This is a genomic window from Acaryochloris sp. CCMEE 5410 (assembly GCF_000238775.2).
Lineage (GTDB): Bacteria > Cyanobacteriota > Cyanobacteriia > Thermosynechococcales > Thermosynechococcaceae > Acaryochloris.
This window is the reverse complement of sequence record NZ_AFEJ02000001.1, coordinates 3617884-3637061: the sequence shown is the minus strand read 5'-3', so window position 1 is coordinate 3637061 and position 19178 is coordinate 3617884. Positions and strand designations below refer to the sequence as shown.

Sequence of the window (19178 nt, the reverse complement as noted above, 5' to 3'; positions counted from 1 at the left end):
ATATTTTGGTGCTGTGGGGAATATTGCTTTTTGAGGCCAATCAATATTCTTAGGGAAAGATTATCTACAACTACTGACTTAAGAGTTCAACCAGTTGAGCTTTTTTTAGCTTCGAGTATCCTGATAACTCTCGTGTCTTAGCTAAAGCTTTAAGATCTGATGTTGTCATACTATCTAGTATCGCTGGGGCGTAAGCACAGAATCGGGGATGTATGGCTCAAAGAAAAACGGGTCAAGGACAATAGATCCTGTACCCGAATCAAAAACTTGTCATGAGCCTAACATCGCAATTGCCAACCGTACTAGAGCATCACGAATTTCTAGAACAGGTCGAAGCACTCAAAGAATCACCCAGCCTGAGTCAGATGGTTTATATCGTTCTGCAAATGGGTTTGTATTTGGCTCGATGGCTTCTGGAGGATGAACTCTCACGGCGAGCAAAACAGTATTTGAATGGCCTAGGTGTAGCACCTGCGGAACCCGCTTGCACTCGAAGGGATGGGAATCTCGTCAGATGCAGACACTGGTGGGAAATATTTACTGAAAGCGACGGGTGGGTCGTTGTCCAAAAGGGTGTCCAGGTAGTCTATCAGCTCCTCTGGACCAATCCATTGGGATTACCTCTTACCAGCACAGCAGTAAAGAACTGGTGCGTCTAGGCTGCTTGTTAAGTCTATTTATGCCCTATGAACTGGCCAGTTGGATGCTGAGTCAGTGGAGTGGTTTATCCGTCAGTTCATCAAGCTTGTGGAATTGGGTGCAAGTCATGGGCAACAAAGCTTATCAGGAGCTAGAGGCTCAACTCAAAGCTCAAGCATCAGGTGAACAGGCTCCTAGTGAAGCGATTTCAGAGGTGTTGTCTGCTCTGCCTTTGGCCATTGCTGCTGACGGTGTGATGGTGCCCTTTCGCCCCACTCCGAAAACCCCCAAGGGAAAATCCAGTGGCGAGAAGTTAAAGTCGCTATCTTAGCCCGCCTGGGAACACGGCTCACCCGAGCTAAAAAGAGTGTCCCCCAACTACTGCGTCGAAGACTGGTAGCAGTATTGGGCGATATCGACCAGTTCATCCCCTTACTGCAACTCGAAGCCCGCAAACAAGACTTTGAATCGGCCCCAAGCGTCATCTGGTTGAGTGATGGGGGCGAGGCTTCTGGCGAGTCTACCGCACCTTGTTCTCTCACTGTGCTGTGGCAGTTCTCGATTTTTTCATGCAGCAGGCCATCTTGCACGAGCAACAAAAGTGATGTTTGGGGATGCTCGCTCTGCTCAAGCCCAAGCCTGGTTTCGGCGCTGGCGACACCAATTGCGACATGGGCAACACCTATTAGTATTGCGGTCCTTGACGATGTTGATTCACTCACAATTGTTTACGGGCAAATCTTTTACGACGTTGCTCCAGGTACAGGCTTATTTCCAGCGCCATCTGCGACACATCCAATATCGCCACTTTGAACAACTACAGATACCGCTGGGGTCAGGAATGGTCGAAAGTGCTTGTAAGTGGCTGATTCAACAGCGCTTTAAGGGGGTTGGTATGCGCTGGAGTGAGGATGGTTTCAATCATCTACTCATGCTGCGGCTTGCCTGGGTCAATCAACGGTTTGACTCCCTATTCCCAGGGGTAACCATTCCGAAGTCTAAGGCATCCCCGATCCATTAGCTACGCCCGTATCGCTGGGTCTTTTATCACTGCAGGAAATGGTTCTGGGGTTAAATAAAAGATCTCTTCAAATATTTTTAATTTTTTGCCCTTGGTAATACCACACTTTAATTTAGAAATTTCATCTAGATTTTTCCAATACTTTCTTGTAGGAGAATTACTAATCTTGGTAGTAGCTTTTGATTTATCTAATTTCTTTAATGGGCTACTAGACAGATTAATCACATAATCTAGTGCCTGAATAATGTCGTCTCTTTCTGCGATTGAAAGGTTTATTTTTGGAGATTTTTCTCGTGCTAATAACTTTGTAGTTGAGATAGTCTTTTCTAAACCGTCAGTTACAATGCACCAAACTCTCTCCAGACCTGCTTCTTGAGCTACCTCATAGATAAATGAGTTGCCGATAACTTCATATGAGTCGGCACTGGTTTCTTTAATGATGATTGGGATATAGTTATGTTCATTAGATTTAGCTAACTCTTCAGCTATTGCATTAACTATGAAGGAATGTACTGTAGAAGTCTCCTTCATCTCAATTTCGTCAAGATAAATATATTTCAGCGACCCAATAGATTCTTTCATGGTTGTTACTGTAAAAAATAGTCTCTAGCTAAATTGGCATAATGCTGTCTGGCTTGTCTATTAATAAAGACAGCAGGTGTTGATGAGAAAGCGGCATTAGCTATGTTGGCGTATTCAGGAATTTCGTGCATCACTTTATCTGCTTTATCTGGGAAAAAGTAAGGTCTTAAACTTTCACTGTCATGGCTTATCAGTTCTTTGATCTTTGCATTTGCTTCGTCTTCTCGTGCATTAGATCTTCTTTCTCCATTCCAGAAGATAGGTAAAGCAATAGGACCATTGTCTAAGATCTTTTTGCCTTTCGCTCGTTCTTTTCTGTAGGTTTGAATTTCAGGAATAAATTTGTGAACAACATCTACGGCATTTTTTAGAGAATAGATATTGTTATGTTTTGTAGGAATAAGAACTACATCAGTTGCATAGATTACCCGTTGAGCAAAAAAATTCCAGTTAGGTGGGGTATCAATCAGAATGTAATCATAATCATCAGCTAAAGGAAGTAGATTTTTTCTTAAAGAATCTAAAAAAACAAATTGCTCTAATGTGTTTGTTGTAGAGGGGAGCGTGTCACTTTTTCAGGAGAAAAATAGAGTCAAGTTGTCGATTGAGATAGGCACAGCGATGAGCTAGGACTTTGGGGATATGTTTTTCTTGCCATTGCGCACCTGAAATCTTTGTCCTTCGGTCAATTTGCTTAACAAGCGACTCAACGGCACCAGAGCCAATGGGTATTCCCTCAGCTTGATAGTAACCATAGTGGGAATCCGCTCTCGGTGGTCTCGCAAATACTGACAGAACCGTTTAGCCTGAGGTTTGCTCAAACCACAGAACAAATCGATGGCCTCATCAATCTTCCCTCTCCACAAAAAGGTTTCAGCTTGCTGCAGCCGTTTGAGTGACCCACCGACTTTATGTAAATTCTCCATCAAGTGGAACCAGTCTAGGATCTGCTCCTGTTGAGTTGGCAGTCTCATCTGTCGGTAAAGCTTCCAAATCCCAACATGACCATCCCCAAGACAGTAAACCCTTGCAGCAAATCTGAAGCGGTTCACCGCCAGGCAGAGGGAAGTATGGTCTTGATAGTAGGCCAAGCCAACCCTATCGCCATTGATGCGAACTGCTTTATAACCACGCCAGTGGCAGGGTTCCCCTTTTGGAGTAATCAACCGAATATTGCCCCCATCTAAGCTGAGCTGAGTGACTCCTTGCGTCAAAGAGGGTGGACTGAAGGTTTGACGATGAACGAGACGCTGCTGCGTTTTGGAGCTGACTGTGATACCCGTTAAAACTGCTAGATCCTCTGATGCATGGGCATAGGAAACATTGGCACTAATACGCAGGGCGCACATCTCTAAGTAGGGGCTTAACTGACTGTTGGGCTTGACCTTGAGGGCTGTTGCTTGGGTCCGAGTGAGGTTGAGTTTGCCCAGAATGCTTTTTAAGGTCCGTCGATATTCTCCGACATCTGGCGGGCTAACTTGGTCGATAAAAAAGACCCATTTGAGGCGACACATGAGTTTGCAGTTGAGTCCGAACGGTGCATTCAATCTCTGCCAAAGTCTTCATGGGCAGAGACTGGGATTGGGAGTCTTGATACAGCAGTTCTGAAATGCGTGTGACGCAAGCATTGAATTCTTGTTCTTCTTCTGGTGTCATAGTCAATAAGAGGGATCATCTAAGATCAATTATCATTTTCCTCTCAAAGAAGTGACACGCTCCCGTTGTAGAGGAATGAGAATTTATATTTGAATCAACGAATTGATTATTACATGGAATTACATCAAAAGAATAATTCTTCTCTCTCCAAGCTTTTATCTTATAGTCAACGGTTCTAATCGTGTCTTTTATACTGTTTTCTTTTGGGTTTATTAAGAAGTCATATAAACTCAGAGAATCAATGTTTTCTAAGAGATTAAGAGAAGTGCTTAAATCTCTCTGGTGAGGATCAAAGTCTACAGCTAAAACTCTTTTTCCTTCCATAGCTAAAGCTGCAGCAAGATTAATAGTTGTTGTAGTTTTGCCGACTCCACCTTTATTATTATAAACTGCAGCGATAATTCCTCTTCGAGGACTAGCAAGCATGATTTTTATCTGAGCAGATAATTTTTCTATAGTATCTTCATCAGTTTTTAGTAGAGGAGTGGCAGGATAAATGGCTTTTCCATGCTTTCTAAAGACTTGTATATTTTTACCATTCAGCATTATTCCCCAAGCAGCTGACTTGCAGTTTCTTGAAAGGAGATAATTTTTGAGCTGACTGCAAGTATTACGATATCCCGCTCCACAGTCTATATTTATATTGGGGCGTTTAACCTCAACTAAAATTTCTGGATTGCTTTTTGTCTGTTGAAATAGATCATTTGAAGTGAAGTTTTTTCGTAATGCAAAATCTACTGATTGTCTACCTCTTCCCGTTGGGAAGTTGGGATAACGTTCTTCAGGTCCATACCCTAAAAAATCAATAAAGGGTATCAGAAAATTGTTTATGACTATACTCTCATTCCCTTCTGGGGGAATTGACTTAATTGCTGCTCGTAAAGCTGTTAAAGCTTTTTGATCATGAACTGCAATAGAATCTTGACTCACTGTATGTTTATCCTTTCTTCCCAAACCTGTTTCTCAGTCTGGCTTTAATCAGCTATGTGGTTCTATGTGGGGCGTTAATTGGTTGTTGGTATTTAGATCAGCGTTCGAGACATAATTGCTCGTTGAGTAACAGTCCTGGTAATGTATTCAGCTTGCCCATTTTCGAGTGATGTTATGTCAAATAAAGGCTTAAAAATATTCCTTCAGAAAATAATTTAATTGGTAAAATTAATCGTTTTCAGACCACCTATTTAATTTTCATAATTGCTGATTTGATTGTTAAGGGATGAGCGTGTTGATAGACATCTAACTCCCTAAAATGAGCAGTGTAAACGGCACAATGACTGCAGCGATGGGAAAAAGCTGAACAGCCTGGACACTACAAACATTGCTAGGACTACCAGACTCAAACGGACCCCTACTACAGATAATCTAAACCGATTGCGGGCTGTTAGCTGTTTGTGCTTAGTGGCTGTCATTGCTGGACCATCCAAGGTTACTGGCGGTCGGTATATGGATGTAGTTAACCGCTCCCAAAGACCTTATCTGGATCACTTGACCTGAGCAGTGTTGCAAGTTATGCAGCAGGATTGACAGTCTCATTGCTCTTGGATTGTTGTGCAGATGACATGCACTCTGCACTAGACCTGATATCATAAAAGTACAAACGTACTATAAAAATTCGCCTCACTACTGGAGCAATGTCCTATGGATTACAGGCCTGCTGGTTTTCATACGATGACACCGAACGCGACGTATCGCGATACCAAAGCAGCCATTGAATTGTATAAACAGGCTTTTGGGTTAGCCGTGGATACTTTGTTGGAAACGCCAGATGGCACAGTGATGCATGTATCCGCAATGATTGGGGATTCCCATTTGTTTATGAGTGATGAATTTGAAGGCTCACCCCGACAAGCTCCTGATCCTCAATCACCCGTGGCCTTTTACCTTTACTTGCCTGATGTAGATGCTAGCTATCAGCAAGCGATAGACGCTGGGCTGACCAGTGTAAGTGAACCAGAGGACATGTTTTGGGGCGATCGCACAGCCACTGTCGCTGATCCCTTTGGCTATACCTGGACCCTGGCGACTCAAGTGAAAGAAGTGCCGCCTCAGGATGCGATCGCCATCTTCAATCAAATGATGGCCAAAGCATCTTAAGGATTGGGGCCTGCCCAGAGTTCTCGGCAAAGCTGTGTCCCCACAGGATATCCAGTGAGACTTTATAAGCCCGCCACTCTAAAACGCTTCCATGACTCTCCCCACCTTAGAAGAATTTGAGCAGTTCCTACGGCAATATAATCAGTGCTTTTACGATCGCAACCTGGCAGCACTGCGAAATCTGTATGTTGATGATGGTCAGATCACCTATTTCGATAACCATGCAGGTTGCGACGCAACGGATTTAGACCATCACCTCCAGCAAGTCAGCCAGTTTTTTGCGACGGGTACCATTGTTGAACTTGTAACTGAAGGGATGCATGTTTTTCAAGTTGGAGAGGCCGCTTGTGTGATTGCCAAGGTGAGATATAGCAACCAGCCCCGACCCGGCGTGCGGTCTACCTTTTTCCTAGAGCGCGATCAACACGCCTGGAAAATCCGACATATTCATTTTTCGACGGACCCCAACGAGCTGGAATAACTGACCCATTGAGGGGTCGGAGAATGGATTAGGTTGCAGCCTGATAGCGGGATTCTACTTCGGCCCAGTTAACGACATTCCACCAGGCATCCAAATAGTCGCCTCGTCGATTTTGATATTTCAGATAATAGGCATGTTCCCAGACGTCATTGCCCAGTAGCGGAATATTTCCGTCTAGAAGAGGGCTGTCTTGGTTGGGAGTGCTGGTGACGGCTAGTTCGCCATCTTTGGTGAGCACAAGCCAAGCCCAACCGCTCCCGAATCGCGTTAAACCCGCTTTTTTGAATTCGGATTGGAAGGCCACAAAACTGCCAAAGCTTTCCTCAATCGCGTCGGCGAGTTTGCCCGTCGGTTTGCCTTCGGCCTTCGGGGTCATGCTGGCCCAAAATAGGGTGTGATTGGCATGGCCGCCCCCATTATTGCGGACTGCGGTGCGAATATCCTCGGGCACGGCATTCAAATCTGTCAGGAGATCTTCAACGGATTTACCCGCTAAGTTGGGGTGCTTGGCGATGGCAGCATTCAAATTATTGACATACCCAGCATGATGCTTATCATGATGGATTTTCATGGTTTTGGTGTCGATGTATTTTTCCAGGGCAAAGTAGCTATAGGGAAGGGGAGGCACTGTAAAGCCTTCATCGGCCTGGGCAATCAGATTGCTATCTGGAGAGTCCGTCAATGCTTGAGACCATGCAGCAGGCTGCATGGCATTCCAGGTCACCACGCTGACGAACATAACGATCACTAGAAGCGTATTGGAGAATCGAAACCGCATAACTTACACCCGAAAAAGTCCTCAGTTCTTGCATTAAATCAGATAGCGGTCGCCTGGGACTACTCCTTTTTTTCGTAGTATTCAAGAAATAAGTTTTCTCCAATTTTCTTATGCTTAATGAAAAAAGATAGCCGTCATGGTGGGGTGTGAATTGAGTGAGATTGTTACCCTTTGACGGCTCCAGCAGTAAGCCCTTGAATAATCTTGCGTTGGAAAAATAGAACCAGCAGTACAAGGGGAATCGTACCTAGCACTGTAGCGGCAGCAATCGGGCCATAGGGAATCTCAAAGATGGATGATCCACCAATTTGAGCTGCTGCCACGGGAATAGTTTTCATGCTTTCTCGGGTAATAAAAGTGAGGGCGAAAATAAACTCATTCCAGGCAAAAATAAAAGCCAGAATGCCAGTCGTTACGAGGGCCGGTAATGTGGTGGGTAGGACGATTTGCCAGAGCATTTGCACCGTGTTGTAGCCGTCGACTTTGGCAGCATCCTCTAAGTCTCTAGGTAACTGTTGAAAGAAGCTGCGCATGACTAGAATGGTTAAAGGCAAATTGATAGCGGTATACGGAATAATCAGGGCTAAATAGTTATTCGCCAAGTGTAAGACTTGAACAATTTCTAAGAGCCCGAGAAACAGCAAAATATAGGGAAATAAGGTGACAATTAATACGGCAGAGAGGATAATCTGCTCTCCCGGTAGTCGCAATCGGGCTAAGGCATAGGCAGCGGGGGAGCCAATGCCTAAACACAAAAGGGTTGAGGTGATCGCCACTAAACTGCTGTTGAAGAGATAGCTGGCAAAGGGGCGACGACTGAGCAGTTCGGTATAGTGCTCCAGGGTATACCGCAGGGGAATGTAGATATTGGGAACCTGGGAAATATCTTCGTTTACTTTTAAAGAGGTTAAAAGCTGCCACAGCACTGGGGCCAAACTGAACAAAACCACCAGAATAACTGAGCCGGTTAACAGCAGCCCTTTGAGCGACCCGGAGGGCTTGGACGGTGAATCGGTGGTCATGGTTTACTGGGCTCCCGAGATATTGGTGCGGAGTTTAGAAAGGATAAAGGTTGAGATGGCAACGGCGACAATCAAGACTAGAAATGTAACCACCACTAACGCTGCCCCATAGCCAAAGTCGAGGTAACGCATCACCGTGGCATAGATATAAATCGACACCATTTCCGTCGCCCCAGCAGGTCCCCCTTCCGTCATCACCTTAATCAGGTCAAAGACACCAAAGGATTGAGCAAACCGGAACAAGACGGCAATTAATATTTGCGGCATCAACAGGGGCAAGGTGATTTGACGAAAGCTCTGCCAGGGCGTTGCCCCATCAATGGCATGGGCTTCGTACAGATCTTCTGAGATGGACTGTAATCCTGCCAATAGCAAGATGGCGACGAAAGAGGTGGTTTTCCAAATATCAGCGGCGATGGTGGCCAACAGAGCCAAGGTTGGATCCCCTAACCAGTTAATGGCTTCTGGGATCAAATGCAGTCGCAGCAGGATATCGTTCAATACCCCGTACTGGTCGTTAAAAATCCAGGTCCAGGTCAAGCCAATCAGGGCGGTGGGTAAGGCCCAGGGCAAAATGGCAATGGTTCTGGCCAGTCCTCGACCGCGAAAACTCTGGTTAAGAACCAGGGCCACGCCCATGCCCAGGATCAGTTCAATACTGACTGCGATCGCAGTAAAAATCGTGGTATTGCCAATACTTTGCCAAAATCGTCCATCGCCCATCATGCGGCTATAGTTGCCGATGCCTGTGAAAACAGGCTGTAAGTTAGTGCCTAAGTTTTTGGTAAACAAGCTCAACCAAATGGCCCGACCAATGGGATAGGCAAAGACCAGCAGTAAGAGGAGCAAAGCGGGGGTAATCAGTAACCAACCCGTCAATTTCTCCCGATCTCGAACCGTTTTGAGGTTGGACATAGGCATACTCGGCACTAAATGAGTGGGTCAGACTTCCCTCTAGAATAGTAGACAATGTCCCACCCACTGCGAGTCAGCATTACCTGCCTCCGTTATCTGGCCTTGGCCCTTGTTTTTGTCGTCAGATAAAAAACATTAAGATCCTCCTCTCAATTTTTATGATTCAAGGCTAAAGTGGGCTAGAGAAAGATTTTTCTCCCTCCTCACTGATCCCACAATGCTCTGCTGCCTGAATCCAGATTGTGAAAAGCCCCTAAACCCTGACAATCACAAGCATTGTCAGCAATGTGGTCTGCGCTTAGTTCCGTTATTAAGCGATCGATTTAAGATCCTGAACCCCTTGGACCGGGGCGGATTTGGCAAAATCTACCTCGCAGAAGATACCCATAACCACCATCAACGCTGTGTGGTAAAGCAGCTGGCCTATCAGTCCCAGGGAACCTGGGCCATTCAGCGAGCAGAAGAGCTATTTGCCCAAGAAGCCCAACAACTTCAGCAACTGGGCCAAAATCCTCAGATTCCGACGTTATATGCCTACTTTACGGAAGGAGCCAATCTCTACCTGGCCCAAGAATTTGTCAAAGGCCATACCCTCCTCAAAGAACTTCAAACCACGGGCGTATTTGGCGAGCCTAAAATTCGTGAATTACTCCTGAATATTCTGCCCGTCTTGCGAGATATTCATGTTCAGGGGGTGATTCACCGGGATCTGAAGCCCGAAAACATCATGCGACGAGATGATGACGGCAAACTGGTCTTGATTGATTTTGGGGTGTCCCGACGCTTTACAGAGTCGATGCTGATGAAAACGGGCACGACTTTAGGATCCCAGGGGTATGCTGCCTTAGAACAAATGCAGGAAGGCAAGTCTATCCCCGCGAGCGATCTCTTTAGTCTGGGAGTGTCTTGCTTTCAGTTAATGACGAACAAGGTCCCCTATACCTTCTTTTTGCAGTACGGCTATAGCTGGATCAGTCAGTGGCAGCAGTATGTTCAGATTCCTTTGAGTTCGAGATTTCGGACGATTCTGGATAAACTCTTGCAAAACGATTTGCGCCAGCGCTATGGCTCTGCTGCTGCTGTTCTCGCAGACTTGCAAGCTCAGCATGTGGTCCAATTGTCAACGCCAACGCCTGCCAAAACCGTCTCCCAGCTTTCGATCGCCCCCACTAAGCTGGTGACCAGCCAGCCCCATAACAAACCTGTTCCCACTCCTAAACCCGTCCCCATTCCGCCCCAAACGATTCTCACTGCCGAACATCCGTTGCTGAAAACGTTTCAGTTTGAGGTGGTGACCGTTAACAGTAAAGGCGAGGTGGCCCAGCGTCGGCAGCAAAATGCCGAGTTCTTTCAAGAAAGTTTGGGCAATGGCGTCAAGTTAGACATGGTGGCGATTCCTGGAGGACAGTTTATGATGGGCTCCCCCAGCCATGAACTGAATCGGGATGCCAATGAAGGCCCTTACCATTCCGTCAAGATTGCCCCGTTTTTTATGGGTAAGTTTGTGATTACCCAACTGCAGTGGCGGGCGATTGCATCTCTGCCGAAAGTATCTCAGGACCTCCATTACGACCCCTCCAAATTTAAGGGAGCCACCTACCCTGTCGAGCAAATTTCATGGCGAGAAGCCATCGAGTTTTGCGCTCGCCTATCGCAAAAGGCAGGTCGCGAATATCGGTTACCTAGTGAAGCCGAGTGGGAATATGCCTGTCGGGCAGGCACAGCGACCCCTTTCTCCTATGGACCGACTCTCTCTTCTCAACAGGCCAATTATCAGGGGCAATTTGTGTATGGCAATGGCCCCAAAGGAGTCTATCGAGAATCGACAACCCCCGTAGGACGGTTCTCGCCCAATAACTTTGGCCTCTATGACATGCATGGCAATGTCTATGAATGGTGCTTAGACTGCTGGCATAAAAACTATGATGGGGCCCCAGTCGACGGCAGTCCCTGGATGACCACAAGAGAGGGCGATCCCAGGGTTCTTCGGGGTGGATCTTGGTATAACAAACCTCGGTATTGTCGCGCCGCCAATCGCAGCCGTTATACCCCCAATAACCGCGTCAATGATATTGGATTTCGGGTTGCCTTGACCCTGTAAAAGGTGGGGTAATTAGGTTTTCAACAGCTGTCGGGTTTCCTGTGCCGCAGCCTGCATAGCTTCCTCGGGAGTTTGCCGTCCTGTTAAGGCTGCGCTGAGATAGCGCTGCAAAATATCGGAAGCCTGGGCGTACTGGGCAATCGGAGGTCGTAGGACTGAACTCTCAATCACCTTCTGTAAGTCAGGTAAATACTCATATTCCTTGACTAGGGTGGGGTCGGTAAACAGCGCTTTGCGGCTGGGCACAAACCCGGAGGCCAGAATAAACTTACGCTGGGCTTCCGTGCTGCTGAAGTATTGGACGGCTCGCCAGGCTTCATCGGCATGGCGTGTGGTTTTGGCAATGCCGACGCCCCAGCCCCCCTGACAAGCACCACTCCCTAGCCCTGCAGCATGGACCATAGGCTTAATCCCAAACTTGCCTTGGATTGTGGAGCTGGGTTCGGTGTTGCCGAGCTTCCAAGCATAGGGCCAGTTGCGCATAAACACCGTGTTGCCACTTTGGAACTGCAGGCGAGCCACTTCTTCATCCGTGGCGGTTGTTCCTGGGGGAGAAATCTTATCGGCAACAGTGGTTTGCAGGAATTTGAGGGATTCAATAGCTTCTGGACTATCGAGTCCCACCTCTTTGGTTTCAGGATTGACCCAATAGCCACCAAAGCCTTCTAACATTTCCACAAACATGGCAGCAGCCCCTTCGTACTGCTTGCCCTGCCAGACATATCCCCACTGAGCCTTGCCTTGGGATTGCAGAGCTTTGGAGATTTTGATCAGTTCAGCCGTGGTTTCAGGTGGGTCAAAGCCAGCCTCAGACAGCAAATCCTGGCGATAGTAGAGCATGCCGCCATCGGAACGGAAGGGCATCCGATAAAGCCCTTCCTCGTAACGTCCTCCATCTACGTCGCCGGTCATGAATTCAGCGAGTTCTTCATCAGAAATGCGATTAGAAATGTCTAGTAGCCATCCTGCAGCAGCGAATTTGGGGGCCCAGACAATATCCATATAGATCAAGTCGTAGGGGGAATCGCCGAGTAGAAAAGACGTGGTGTAGAGGTCTTCTCGAAGATTGGTGGCGTTGGGGCCTTCAATCAGGTCAATTTTGATATCAGGGTTTTGGGCTTCAAAGTCATCAACAATCAGCTGCCAGTTGGGAATTTCCTGACCCTGGAGCATCATGGATAGGCGAACGGGCTGTTGGGCCCACACCCAATAGCTGCCGATGACGCTCAAGCAAACCAGCAGACTCAGCACTATAAAGCGTTGTCGTCTCGACAGGCGATGGAACGGATTCAGGGTGCGCCAGAGTTGTGGTGATCGCATGTTCATGTTGATGAGTCCCTTAGCAGGCGTTCCCAACACTCTAGATCCCCCGTGGGTAAAAATCAAAATCCGATGGTAGGCAAGCTGTCTGCCAGCGATTAAGGTAAAGAAGGGTAAATTCAATGCCAACACGATGATTGATTCAACGCTGCCCACTGATACGCTTGAGCGGGCGCAACCCAAAATCAAGTTTTTGCAGCAACCCACGCGCCCAGACTGGATTGACCAGGCCCTGCAGAATCTAGATACGATTTTGCTGGATCACTCCCACTGCGAGCGTAAGGCGGCGGGGGTGGCGGTCAATATGATGTTTCGCTATCCGTCTTATACCAAGCTGGTGCGGACGCTAACGGCGATTGCCAGGGAGGAGCTGGAGCATTTTGAGCTGGTGAATCAGTGGCTCGATCTCCGGGGGATTGCTTTAGCACCTCTCCCGGCCCCGCCCTATGGCTCGAAGCTCAGTGCCCAAGTTCGCCGAGATGAACCGGAGCGCTTGCTGGATATGCTGCTGGTCTCAGGCCTGATTGAAGCCCGCAGCCATGAGCGGTTGGGGCTGCTGGCCCAGCATTTGCCAGATCCAGAGTTGGCGAAGTTTTATCGCAGTTTAATGGCGTCGGAAGCCCGGCACTATGGGGCCTATTGGGTCTTGGCAACGACTTATTTTGAAGTAGATGTGGTGACGGCTCGCCTGCAGGAGTTAGCCACGGTTGAAAGTGAGCTGTTAGCGACCCTCCACCCTCACCCCCGGATTCATAGCTAATGCAGGACCAATTTCGTGATTTTGTGATTCGCGCCTGGCAGCTTAAAGATCGTCAGGTGGCGGCAGAGGTGATTCGATCGGTGCTGGCGGAGTATGGAATTGGCTGGGAGCCAGATGGGGCGGATCGTGATGTTTATGAAGTGGAGACGGCCTATGTTCAGGTGGGGGGTGCGTTCTGGGTGGTAGAGTACCAGGGCCAGGTGGTGGGAACGGCGGCGTTTTACCCGGTCAAGCGTGGGGTCAGCACGGTAGAGATTCGCAAGATGTATTTGTTGCCCCAGGTGCGAGGGCAGGGTTTAGGGCGTTGGTTATTGCAGCGGTTGGAGCAGGAAATTGTGGCTCAAGGGTTTCGAGAGGTTTGGATTGAGACGGCTTCGGTGTTGAAGGAGGCGGTGAAACTATATGAGAGTAGTGGGTATTTGCCAGCGACAGGTATTGAGACAGAGCGCTGCGATTTGATTTACTCGAAGGTTTTGCGGCCAGATTAGTGAGGCGAGTCACCGAATAATGGGCGATACTTTCCCCTCCTGGGAGGGGTTAGGGGTGGGTTGGCGGTTGGCGCTGTTTTTCTGACCCACCCCGCCCGTTGGGCACCCCTCCCGAGAGGGGATGGGTTGCTGGGATGTTTGGGTGAGGTTTCGCTGGTGTTTCTGGGGCTAAGACTTTGCGGGTTCAAAGGTGATGCCTTCGTAGAGGGTGGCAACTGTGAGTTCGACGTTAATGGAAGTTAGGGAGAGGGTATCTGCAGCGGTTTCATAAGCACGAAACATCCAGAAGTCACTGTCGGTTTTGGTGTATTGCTGGACGTCTAGCTCGTATTGATTAATCAGCAGATATTCTTGTAGGTCTGGGATGGAGCGATAGTACTTGAATTTATCGCCTTGGTCATAATCTTGGGTTGATTTGGACAGAACTTCAATGATGAGTTTGGGGTTGGTAAGGGTGTCGGTGCGATCTTGATAGGGTTGGGGTTGGCCCTGAATTACCATCAAGTCGGGGTAGGTAAATTTATGATATTTGGCGATCCACAGGCGCACATCGCTACTAAAGGGTTCGTAGTTTTTGTCTTGAAGGGCTTGCAAGAGGTAGGCACATAGGCGGGTGATGATGCGATCGCGGCTAAAGGACACTCCCGTCATGGGGATAATCTCGCCATTATGATATTCACTTTTAAACTCAGCTTGTTCTTCTAAAGCCAGGTATTCTTCTGGGGTATATCGGATTTTGGCTGCTGCGGTTTGCATGGTAGCCCTGCTGAATGACCTGCCTCAATCATAGACAAGAGTTCAGGGTGGGTTGAGCAGTTGAGGTTAGGACGTTAATAAAGCTTCAAAGGCTTCGTTGTCTCGAATCGAATCAAAATCGGAGTTAGTTTTTGCCATTTCTCGATATTCATCTGGTGCTAGGGCAATGGCAAGACTGAGGTATTCAATTGCATCTTCAGTATTAGATTGCAATGCATAGCAGCAGGCTTTGTTATAAAAAATCATTGGATCATTAGGTTTCAGCTCTAGAGCCTTGTTATAATTTGAGACTGCTTCTTTATGCCGACCTATATTATCTAGAGCAGCCCCTCTATTATTCCAAGCTTCATAAAAATCAGGTTTGATTTCTAAGGTCTTATCAAAGCTAGAAATCGCCTCTTTATTCTGATCCAAATGTCCTAGAGCAATGCCCCGCTTATTCCAGGTTTCGTATAGATCTGGTTTGATCTTTAAGGCTTTGTTATAACTAGTGATTGCCTCTTCATATAGGCCTAAATGACCTAAGACGCTACCTCGGTGGGTCCAAGCTTCATGGAAATTAGGTTCAATTTCAATAGTTTGCTCCCAGCTTTCTAGTGCCTCCTCATACATTCCTAAATTAAAAAGGGCAACTCCTTTGTTGTACCAGGCTTTATGTTCATCTGGTTTAATTTCTATAACTTTGTTCCAACTAGAGATTGCTTTTTCATGTTGATCTAATTTCCCAAAAGCAATGCCCCGGTTGTAATGAGCCTGTATGTCATTCGAGTTGATTGCCAAGGCTCTGTCAAAACTTGAGATTGCCTCTGCATACTGACCTAAATTCTCAAAGGCAACTCCCCGGTTATTCCAAAGTTCAGGGTAATCTGGTCTATATTTTAGGGCTTTGTCAAAACTTTCAACTGCCTCTGTATATCGCCCTAAATCTACTAGGGCAACCCCCCGGTTATTCCAAGCTTCATATTTGCTTGGCTGAAGCTCTAAAGCTTTATCACAACTCGCAACTGCCTCTTGATGCATCTCTAAATGATTGTAAGCAATACCTCGGTTGTACCAAGCTTGGTGATAGTTAGGCTTGAAGTTTAAAGCTTGATCATAAGCTCGAATTGCCGATTGATAATCAGCCTCCGCAGCAAAAAGGGTTCCCAACTCAAAAAACAAACCAGACCGTTGATTAGAACTAGATGGAATCTCATCAAGCAACTCTCGAATCTCTAAGATTTTGTGAGTGCGTTCTTGTGAGGAGAGAGTTACATATTCCTGAAAACTACCTTCCAGAAGAAGCTTTGACGCTTCCTGCTGAAGTAATTTAGCGTCAGTTCTAAATTCCCACACCCCCGATCGCCAATCAAAAAAGTCCGGTGCCCGTCGCGTAAAGTATTTCAGGGCAAACAGCGGCACCAAAAAGATGAAACAAATATCAAAATCATCCCGGAATCTTTCCCGCTGTAAATTCAGGTGACCTAAGATCCGAGGCAGTGTGTTGAGGTTGTAATATTCACCTTCCCCTTGATAACCAGGCTTGATATCAGCAATCAGAGACTTATCAATGCCCGTAATAAATAGAACATCTATTTGGTCTTTATTGGGCAGTGCCACCACAATTTCATACAGGTTATCAATAGGTTGTTCGAGCCTTAAAACATCGATCTTTTTTTGTGATTCAGACGGTGGTTTTTGACTCCCTAAATCTTGTTGTATTCGCTCAATTAAGCGATCTGCTTCTGCGGGTGAGCACCGCACAAACGATAGGCCAAAGCCATTAGTCCAGCGTATAGTCCTTAGCAGTGCTTGATACTCTGCCTCTGGATCGACAACTACATCTTCATCCCAATCTGTCAGTGATTGAGTCATGATGTCTCGCCCTCAGCCAAAGCAGTTCTAAACTCTTGAATCCCACGAATTAAAGGATGCACATCATACCAGCATCGCAATTCCTCGTCCTCATCTAGAAACCGATATTCCAGAATACAGCGGTTAAACAATAGCTCTCGATGAACCTCATCATTCAAGACTTTCTTCGTTCGGGCAACCTGGGCTAAAACTGACCATTGGCGTTCATAGACTGCATTCCGATAGGTGTTGCGAGCTTCTGTAATCGCTCGTTTTACCGTTCGGGCTGTGATCGGCAATGCTTGAGTTCGCCGCACTGAAGACTGGGCCAACAACATCAAATTGCGGACATGTCCTCCACTCATCAAACAAAGTTGATCTAAGGTTTCTGGAGCATCAAAAATCTTCGAGTCTAATCCTAAACTAGGACTCACAGCTTCGGTCTGATAGACCCGCTTAGCAATGACTTCTTTCATGGTGTCTAAACCTGGCTGGTACACGTCCCCATCAGACTCACGCACCATAATCATGGGTAGCACCTGCGGATCGGTATCGTAAATATCCCGCAGGTCTGTGACTCGACCTGAATAAACCAAAGATATCGGCACCGTATAAATCACATGGCAATTAAGCGCCTTGAGCTGTTCATTGCGGTCAATAAAGATCTGCTCATGGTTGCTACGTGCCCCTTCCCTAGCAATTACAGGCGTGATTCGGTCTAAGTTATCAGCAATCACCACCAGCTTTTGAGTCGATTGTTGCGGCGAGTTGGTCATTGCCTCCTCAATAAACTGATTAAGCGCCTCAATCAAAGACACTGTATGAGGTTCGACAATCTGGCGAATTTTGGCGCGGGTATCGGGGCTAGCCTTCAGCGTTGCCGTCAGTTTGGCAAACTGAGTAATTTGAGACTCAATGGAAATATTGTCCAAGGTAATTTCGCTTTGCAGCAGCTCCTTTAAAGCTTGCATCCGCGACTGCACCCAACGCCAAACCGGGTTTTCTTGCGGTCCTTTCAAGACTTGCAGCAAATGGCGGGTACAGGCCAGCAAAATATCTGTATATTGAGCATCCTCCGCATCAATATCCTCATCATCCGCGGCAAAATAAACCACCTGAAAGCCATGCTCTTCCAAAAACTTGGCTAATCGCAGTAGCTCTGTTGATTTCCCTGCCCCGCGATGTCCGGTATACAGTTGGTGGGTAAAGCGCTCCGCTAGGAGAATCTGGTTGCCCAGTTCCACCAAGATGTCTCCATCCCCCCTTACTTCCTGGCAATCCACATATACTGGGTCTTTCGCGGGCAAAGGCCGAAAAGGATCAAAGGAGTTGTAAATTCCCCGTAAAATTTCGAAATCGTCAGCCACGTCCTGACTCCCGGCAAACCATACCTTGCTGCAATTCTATGGCATGGGTCCTTAAATTAGGCTTTTTACTCATGTTTATGACTAGATTTTAGCCAGGTTCACTGAAGATAAACACCCTATTTAACGGCTTAAATCACGAAGAGTAGCCAGAAAATCTTTCACGGCCTGCGGTTGATCCTGAGGTCGCACAAACTGGGCCAACAACGCAAAATCCAGCTCAGGAAAAAACTGACTGCGAGTCACAACTTCTATCCCATCATGCAAATCAAAAAGTTGCAGCCGATCATCCTGCCAAATCAAAACTTCCGGTACTCCCAACCCCTGATAAATCGCCAGCTTATCCACCCCACCACTCGTCAAATTCACCTCAATCGCAAAATCAGGCAAATCTTTTAACGCCTGCACACAATAACACTCATCCGGCTCCAACCCTCGTGCCTTCGCCTCCAGTCGAAACGTCGTCGAACCATATCCATGCAGCGGAATATCCACCTCCTCCGCATATCGCTCCAGCAAGCGAGCAATCACCTTCTTCAGCATTTCCTGTTCCGGCGAAGGCATAAAAATCTCTAAATTTCCCTGCAAGTACAACAAGCGCAGCCCAGGATAGTCCCCCAGCGCCGATAACAACCCCTCATACTGCTGCCAAGACACACTTGGGAGAATCACACGCTGATCTTCCGTAGCAGCTGGTGATGGTATGAAAGTGGTCATGACAGTCTCTCGATAGCTACCCTGATCTTAGCCAGATGAGCAGCAATTCACAGCATTATCAATTCGGAATAAGTTTATGTGGGTTCAATCGATTCTTATCATCCAGGCAACACATCTAGACGCAAGGGATAAGTTGCACCGGATAAAGCAGGTTCCCAACCTTGTCGAAGAGCCTGGCGAATAGCATTTGTAATGTGTTGAGGTGTAATGCTGGTACTGGTTGCCATCAACCAGTTATCAGGTCTGGGTTCTGACCAAGTGATGATTAACGTCGTACCAGGTTGATCATATAGTTCTACGGCAGTGGTTAGATTGCTTTGACATAAGGCTTGGGGATAGGTTGGTTTGTGGCGAATGGACCATCGATATGCCACACCATCCACAACGATTTTTCTAGAACCTTTTTTGGCGAGGGTCATCCGTTAAGTAACTTTCAAAATGTGTGGTTCAGGTAAGGGTTTGCCTACAGCCGTATAATCTTCGATTAATAGTTCTAAGACCTCTTGGGCGTTGGTAACTGCTTCTGTGTAAGTATCGCCATGGGTGCAATAGCGTTGCAGCTCATGGGCAAATTCTGGGAGTTCTACCAAGTAACATTCATCTGGCTCGGACCAAACGATGTTGACGCGATATTTGTGTTTCATCGTTCGC

The 19178-nt window shown here is 47.1% G+C and carries 18 protein-coding genes and 3 pseudogenes; 6 read left to right on the top strand and 15 right to left on the bottom strand.

Annotation, left to right across the window (positions count from 1 at the left end):
* Window positions 1–70: 70 nt before the first annotated feature.
* The gene (locus tag ON05_RS38595) at window positions 71–169 is read right to left on the bottom strand and encodes a Rho termination factor N-terminal domain-containing protein (protein WP_085945154.1); all 99 of its coding nucleotides are present in this window, start codon (window positions 167–169) and stop codon (window positions 71–73) included.
* 103 nt (window positions 170–272) lie between these two features.
* On the opposite strand from ON05_RS38595, the pseudogene ON05_RS38590 reads away from it, so the two are divergent.
* A pseudogene (locus ON05_RS38590) lies at window positions 273–1660 on the top strand (ISKra4 family transposase).
* Here the strand turns inward: ON05_RS38590 and ON05_RS16670 are convergent.
* From ON05_RS16670 to ON05_RS38125, 4 genes and pseudogenes are all read right to left on the bottom strand, one after another.
* On the bottom strand, window positions 1661–2242 hold the full coding sequence (locus ON05_RS16670; RefSeq protein ID WP_262561881.1) for a hypothetical protein: 582 nt from the start codon (window positions 2240–2242) through the stop codon (window positions 1661–1663).
* 5 nt (window positions 2243–2247) lie between these two features.
* A pseudogene (locus ON05_RS38585) lies at window positions 2248–2745 on the bottom strand (ParA family protein); the annotation flags it as partial.
* Window positions 2746–2809: 64 nt separating this feature from the next.
* Window positions 2810–3898: pseudogene (locus ON05_RS16665) on the bottom strand (ISKra4-like element ISAcas2 family transposase).
* Window positions 3899–3913: 15 nt separating this feature from the next.
* Window positions 3914–4828 (bottom strand): AAA family ATPase, encoded by a 915-nt coding sequence (locus ON05_RS38125; protein ID WP_010475978.1) that lies wholly within the window; start codon window positions 4826–4828, stop codon window positions 3914–3916.
* Window positions 4829–5536: 708 nt separating this feature from the next.
* Here ON05_RS38125 and ON05_RS16655 point away from each other — a divergent pair.
* Window positions 5537–5992: a glyoxalase/bleomycin resistance/extradiol dioxygenase family protein gene (locus tag ON05_RS16655; protein ID WP_010475980.1), complete on the top strand. Its 456-nt coding sequence runs from the start codon at window positions 5537–5539 to the stop codon at window positions 5990–5992.
* 91 nt (window positions 5993–6083) lie between these two features.
* Window positions 6084–6473 (top strand): nuclear transport factor 2 family protein, encoded by a 390-nt coding sequence (locus ON05_RS16650; protein WP_010475981.1) that lies wholly within the window; start codon window positions 6084–6086, stop codon window positions 6471–6473.
* Window positions 6474–6501: 28 nt separating this feature from the next.
* On the opposite strand, the gene ON05_RS16645 is transcribed toward ON05_RS16650, so the two are convergent.
* The 3 genes from ON05_RS16645 to ON05_RS16635 form a co-directional block, all read right to left on the bottom strand.
* Window positions 6502–7251 (bottom strand): superoxide dismutase, encoded by a 750-nt coding sequence (locus ON05_RS16645; RefSeq protein WP_010475983.1) that lies wholly within the window; start codon window positions 7249–7251, stop codon window positions 6502–6504.
* A gap of 164 nt (window positions 7252–7415) precedes the next feature.
* The gene (locus tag ON05_RS16640; protein WP_010475985.1) at window positions 7416–8273 is read right to left on the bottom strand and encodes a carbohydrate ABC transporter permease; all 858 of its coding nucleotides are present in this window, start codon (window positions 8271–8273) and stop codon (window positions 7416–7418) included.
* 3 nt (window positions 8274–8276) lie between these two features.
* Window positions 8277–9188, bottom strand: a complete 912-nt coding sequence (locus ON05_RS16635) for a carbohydrate ABC transporter permease (RefSeq protein WP_010475987.1) — start codon at window positions 9186–9188, stop codon at window positions 8277–8279.
* Window positions 9189–9405: 217 nt separating this feature from the next.
* Here ON05_RS16635 and ON05_RS16630 point away from each other — a divergent pair, with 217 nt between their 5' ends.
* Window positions 9406–11289: a bifunctional serine/threonine-protein kinase/formylglycine-generating enzyme family protein gene (locus ON05_RS16630; protein WP_010475989.1), complete on the top strand. Its 1884-nt coding sequence runs from the start codon at window positions 9406–9408 to the stop codon at window positions 11287–11289.
* A 12-nt stretch (window positions 11290–11301) separates the two neighbouring features.
* Here the strand turns inward: ON05_RS16630 and ON05_RS16625 are convergent, their stop codons facing one another.
* Window positions 11302–12738: an ABC transporter substrate-binding protein gene (locus tag ON05_RS16625; protein ID WP_175307241.1), complete on the bottom strand. Its 1437-nt coding sequence runs from the start codon at window positions 12736–12738 to the stop codon at window positions 11302–11304.
* Between the two features lie 4 nt (window positions 12739–12742).
* Here ON05_RS16625 and ON05_RS16620 point away from each other — a divergent pair, with 4 nt between their 5' ends.
* Both ON05_RS16620 and ON05_RS16615 read left to right on the top strand, forming a co-directional pair.
* Window positions 12743–13369, top strand: coding sequence for a tRNA-(ms[2]io[6]A)-hydroxylase (locus tag ON05_RS16620; protein WP_010475991.1), 627 nt, complete (start codon window positions 12743–12745; stop codon window positions 13367–13369).
* Window positions 13369–13857 (top strand): GNAT family N-acetyltransferase, encoded by a 489-nt coding sequence (locus tag ON05_RS16615; RefSeq protein WP_010475992.1) that lies wholly within the window; start codon window positions 13369–13371, stop codon window positions 13855–13857. Before ON05_RS16620 ends, ON05_RS16615 begins: the two co-directional genes overlap by 1 nt.
* A 168-nt stretch (window positions 13858–14025) precedes the next feature.
* On the opposite strand, the gene ON05_RS16610 is transcribed toward ON05_RS16615, so the two are convergent.
* The 6 genes from ON05_RS16610 to ON05_RS16585 all read right to left on the bottom strand — a co-directional run bounded on the left by ON05_RS16610 (window position 14026) and on the right by ON05_RS16585 (window position 19171).
* Window positions 14026–14613, bottom strand: coding sequence for a Uma2 family endonuclease (locus tag ON05_RS16610; RefSeq protein ID WP_010475993.1), 588 nt, complete (start codon window positions 14611–14613; stop codon window positions 14026–14028).
* A 66-nt stretch (window positions 14614–14679) separates the two neighbouring features.
* A complete protein-coding gene (locus tag ON05_RS16605) occupies window positions 14680–16467 on the bottom strand; it encodes a tetratricopeptide repeat protein (protein ID WP_010475995.1) in 1788 nt (595 codons plus the stop codon).
* Window positions 16464–17813, bottom strand: coding sequence for an AAA family ATPase (locus tag ON05_RS16600; RefSeq protein WP_010475997.1), 1350 nt, complete (start codon window positions 17811–17813; stop codon window positions 16464–16466). Before ON05_RS16600 ends, ON05_RS16605 begins: the two co-directional genes overlap by 4 nt.
* Window positions 17814–17933: 120 nt before the next feature.
* Window positions 17934–18527, bottom strand: a complete 594-nt coding sequence (locus ON05_RS16595; RefSeq protein ID WP_010475999.1) for a Uma2 family endonuclease — start codon at window positions 18525–18527, stop codon at window positions 17934–17936.
* Between the two features lie 98 nt (window positions 18528–18625).
* Window positions 18626–18946: a hypothetical protein gene (locus ON05_RS16590; protein WP_010476000.1), complete on the bottom strand. Its 321-nt coding sequence runs from the start codon at window positions 18944–18946 to the stop codon at window positions 18626–18628.
* Window positions 18947–18949: 3 nt separating this feature from the next.
* Window positions 18950–19171 (bottom strand): type II toxin-antitoxin system HicB family antitoxin, encoded by a 222-nt coding sequence (locus ON05_RS16585; protein ID WP_010476002.1) that lies wholly within the window; start codon window positions 19169–19171, stop codon window positions 18950–18952.
* Window positions 19172–19178 lie beyond the last annotated feature (7 nt).

What these genes read in the sequence shown, in the direction of transcription:
- ON05_RS16640 (WP_010475985.1), bottom strand. Translation starts at nt 8,273, where the DNA reads ATGACCACCGATTCACCGTCCAAGCCCTCCGGGTCGCTCAAAGGGCTG.
- ON05_RS16650 (WP_010475981.1), top strand. Translation starts at nt 6,084, where the DNA reads ATGACTCTCCCCACCTTAGAAGAATTTGAGCAGTTCCTACGGCAATAT.
- ON05_RS16585 (WP_010476002.1), bottom strand. Translation starts at nt 19,171, where the DNA reads ATGAAACACAAATATCGCGTCAACATCGTTTGGTCCGAGCCAGATGAA.
- ON05_RS16620 (WP_010475991.1), top strand. Translation starts at nt 12,743, where the DNA reads ATGATTGATTCAACGCTGCCCACTGATACGCTTGAGCGGGCGCAACCC.
- ON05_RS38595 (WP_085945154.1), bottom strand. Translation starts at nt 169, where the DNA reads ATGACAACATCAGATCTTAAAGCTTTAGCTAAGACACGAGAGTTATCA.
- ON05_RS16615 (WP_010475992.1), top strand. Translation starts at nt 13,369, where the DNA reads ATGCAGGACCAATTTCGTGATTTTGTGATTCGCGCCTGGCAGCTTAAA.
- ON05_RS16655 (WP_010475980.1), top strand. Translation starts at nt 5,537, where the DNA reads ATGGATTACAGGCCTGCTGGTTTTCATACGATGACACCGAACGCGACG.
- ON05_RS16630 (WP_010475989.1), top strand. Translation starts at nt 9,406, where the DNA reads ATGCTCTGCTGCCTGAATCCAGATTGTGAAAAGCCCCTAAACCCTGAC.
- ON05_RS16670 (WP_262561881.1), bottom strand. Translation starts at nt 2,242, where the DNA reads ATGAAAGAATCTATTGGGTCGCTGAAATATATTTATCTTGACGAAATT.
- ON05_RS16645 (WP_010475983.1), bottom strand. Translation starts at nt 7,251, where the DNA reads ATGCGGTTTCGATTCTCCAATACGCTTCTAGTGATCGTTATGTTCGTC.
- ON05_RS16605 (WP_010475995.1), bottom strand. Translation starts at nt 16,467, where the DNA reads ATGACTCAATCACTGACAGATTGGGATGAAGATGTAGTTGTCGATCCA.
- ON05_RS16610 (WP_010475993.1), bottom strand. Translation starts at nt 14,613, where the DNA reads ATGCAAACCGCAGCAGCCAAAATCCGATATACCCCAGAAGAATACCTG.
- ON05_RS16595 (WP_010475999.1), bottom strand. Translation starts at nt 18,527, where the DNA reads ATGACCACTTTCATACCATCACCAGCTGCTACGGAAGATCAGCGTGTG.
- ON05_RS16590 (WP_010476000.1), bottom strand. Translation starts at nt 18,946, where the DNA reads ATGACCCTCGCCAAAAAAGGTTCTAGAAAAATCGTTGTGGATGGTGTG.
- ON05_RS16635 (WP_010475987.1), bottom strand. Translation starts at nt 9,188, where the DNA reads ATGTCCAACCTCAAAACGGTTCGAGATCGGGAGAAATTGACGGGTTGG.